General features: G+C 67.0%; 3 protein-coding genes. All 3 read left to right on the forward strand.

Annotated elements, in window-relative coordinates:
• Positions 1 to 106: 106 nt before the first annotated feature.
• The 3 genes from DW180_RS10025 (at position 107) to istB (ending at position 2,782) form a co-directional block, all read left to right on the forward strand.
• The gene (locus DW180_RS10025; RefSeq protein ID WP_233545246.1) at positions 107 to 643 is read left to right on the forward strand and encodes a transposase; all 537 of its coding nucleotides are present in this window, start codon (positions 107 to 109) and stop codon (positions 641 to 643) included.
• 115 nt (positions 644 to 758) lie between these two features.
• Positions 759 to 1,997 carry an IS21 family transposase gene (istA, locus tag DW180_RS10030; protein ID WP_117655710.1) on the forward strand — a complete coding sequence of 413 codons (1,239 nt, stop codon included), beginning with the start codon at positions 759 to 761 and terminating at the stop codon, positions 1,995 to 1,997.
• Positions 1,994 to 2,782, forward strand: a complete 789-nt coding sequence (gene istB / locus DW180_RS10035; protein WP_117648567.1) for an IS21-like element helper ATPase IstB — start codon at positions 1,994 to 1,996, stop codon at positions 2,780 to 2,782. The genes istA and istB overlap by 4 nt, the downstream gene beginning before the upstream one ends.
• Positions 2,783 to 2,887: the final 105 nt, after the last annotated feature.

Raw genomic sequence — 2,887 nt, forward strand, 5'->3', positions numbered from 1 at the left:
AAAACATTGAGAGCCCCTGCTGCATGAAAGACCGCGGATTAGGCCGACAATGGTGAGTGTCTAATTCAGCCGCAGCGGCCACGCCGCATTCATGGAAGGGGCTCCCATGCTCGATACTACCACCTTCGTCGGCCTCGACGTCCACGCCCGCTCGATAAAGGCCGTCTCCCTCGACGTCATGACCGGGGAGGTGCGCGCCGCGACCTTCGGCTACGACGCCGGCGCCGTCGCGGAGTGGGTCCGCTCCGTGGACCCCGGGGCCAGGTGCGTGTACGAGTCCGGGGTCACGGGGTTCGACCTGCAGAAGAGGCTCTCCGGCCTGGGGGTCGACTGCGTGGTCGGCGCCGTCTCGAAGATGATCAAGCCCAGCGCGGACAGGCGCAGGAAGAACGACCGCAACGACGCCGAGTTCCTCGCCCGCATGCTGTCGGTCGGCAACGTGGTCGAGGTGTGGGTCCCCGACGACGAGTGCGAGGCCGCCCGCGACCTGACCAGGGCGCTCGAGGACGCGAGGGACGACCTCTCGCGCTCGAAGCAGCGGCTCTCCAAGTTCCTGCTCAGGCACGGGCTCGTCTTCGACGAGAGGACGCCCACCGGTGTTAGCGCTACTGTAAAAACAACCATTTTGACCAACGCTCAATAACCAATCATGCCAACGCAATCCCGCCATTTGCGCCAACGCATTTTCACCATTTCCACCAACGCCGGGGCTTACGCTTCGATCGACGAGCGAACGATGCTTTCGGGAGGAGCGGGCCGTGGCGGAGAAGAACCTGATCGGAGAGTTGGACATGTACAGGGAAGCGGGCATAAAGCCCAACTTCAGCGACATAGCGAAGCGCTACGGCAAGGACAGGCACACCGTGGCGTCGTACTGGAGGGCCGAGGGCGGGCGGCCCCACGACGGGCGCGGCGACAGGGCGGGCTCGTTCGACGCGCACATCGAGGAGGTGGCCGCCAAGGCGCAGCTGCCGGGAGTCACCAAGAAGGGCATCCACGAGTGGCTGCTGCACAGGTATCCCGGCGAGGACCTGGCCGGCTACAACGCCTTCACCCAGTTCATGCGCAAGAACGGCATCGCCGTCGGGGCCTCCGGCGGCCCGGAGCCGCACCCGCGCTTCGAGACGCCGCCCGGACTGCAGCTGCAGTTCGACTGGAAGGAGTCCGTCAAGATGGCGAACCGCGACGGCGAGCTGTTCGAGTTCAACGTGTTCGCGGCGACGCTGGGCCATTCCCGCAGGCACATATTCATCCGGTCGAGGACCAGGACGACCGACGACCTGGTCAGGTGCATGTACGCCACGATCGCGAGGCTCGGCGGCGTGCCGCGCGAGTGGGTCACGGACAACATGTCCGCCCTGGTGACGGTCAAGGGCGGCAGGCGCCTCAAGGTCCAGCGCGCGTACGAGTTCGCCAAGGCCGCCGGCTTCGAGCTGAAGCTGTGCCGCCCGCGCAGCCCCCAGACGAAGGGCAAGGTCGAGTCGTCGAACCGCTTCCTGTCGCGGCTCATGGCCTACCAGGGCGACTTCGACGGCTGGGACGACATCGACGAGATCGTCGCGCGGATCGAGGACGCCAGCAACTCCGAGCCCAACGAGACCACGGGGCTGCCGCCCTCCGCGCTGTTCATGGAGGAGAAGGACGCGCTGCTGCCCGTCGGCAACCTGCGCGCCCTCGAGGAGGCGATGGGCGACGTGGTGCGCGTGGCCAGGGTGCCGGCCACGATGCTGGTGAGCGCGCACGGCGAGCCCATGTCGGTGCCCAGGCGCTGCATCGGCAGGCCCGCCCGCATCGTCTGCATGCCCGGCGGCGCGATGGACTGCTACGTCGGCGGCGAGCTGGTGGCCACGCACGTGGCGGGCGGGCCGGCCTACGACCCGGCTCACTACGCCGAGGCCATGGCCGGCAAGCGGTGGTTCGGCGACGCCGCCGGCGACATCGAGGCGGCCGCCGCGGCCAACCTCGGCCTGCTCGACTCGATAGGGGGCTCGCTGTGAGCGCCGCCGTGCAGGCCAGCCCCCTCAACCGCCTGGCGGCCAACCTCGAGGAGCTGGGGCTCGAGGGCATGGCGTCGTCGGTGCCCGAGTACGTCAGGCTCGTCGCCGACGGGAGGAAGGGCCTGGTCGACGCCATGCTCGAGCTCACCGACGCCCAGATAGCCCTCAAGCGGCGCGCCGACGACGAGCGCCGCACGAGGATGGCCAACTTCCCCTACATAAAGACGCTGGCCGACTTCGACTGGGGCTTCCAGCCGAGCGTGCCGCGCGGGCTGGTCGAGCAGCTGGCCACGCTCGAGTTCATCGACCGCGGCGACAACGTCGTGCTCGTCGGCAGCCCGGGCGTCGGCAAGACCCACCTGTCGATAGCCATAGGCCACGAGGCGGTGATGGCCCGCAAGCAGGTGTACTTCGCCGACTGCTCGAGGCTGGTCGAGGACCTCAAGCACGCCTCGGCGAAGGAGGCGCTGGCGCGCAGGATGCGGTTCTACGAGCACTGCAGCCTGCTGATAATAGACGAGCTCGGCTACCTCGATATCGGCAAGGAGGGTGCCGACCTGCTGTTCCAGCTGGTCAACAGGCGCTACGCGCTAAAGCGGTCGACCATCGTCACGACCAACGTGCCGGTGGGCAGGTGGGGCGACGTGTTCGGCAGCAACGTCACGGCCTCGGCGGTGGCCGACAGGCTTTGCCACCATTGCGCGATGATCAAGATAACGGGACGGTCATACCGCCTGAAGGACGTATCCATCGGCGGTGAGGACGGGAAGGAGGAGGGAGCCTAGACGCCGAAAGCGGCGCATCCGCGTTGGCGAATCCGGCGCATCCGCGTTGGCGCGATTGGCGAAAATACGTTGGTGAAAATGGTGAAAAATATATTGACGCTAACA

The organism is Collinsella sp. AM16-21 (assembly GCF_003471905.1).
Lineage (GTDB): Bacteria > Actinomycetota > Coriobacteriia > Coriobacteriales > Coriobacteriaceae > Collinsella.

Bases quoted from the DNA above. Each gene is read 5' to 3' on its own strand.
- DW180_RS10025 (WP_233545246.1), top strand. From the start codon at position 107: ATGCTCGATACTACCACCTTCGTCGGCCTCGACGTCCACGCCCGCTCG.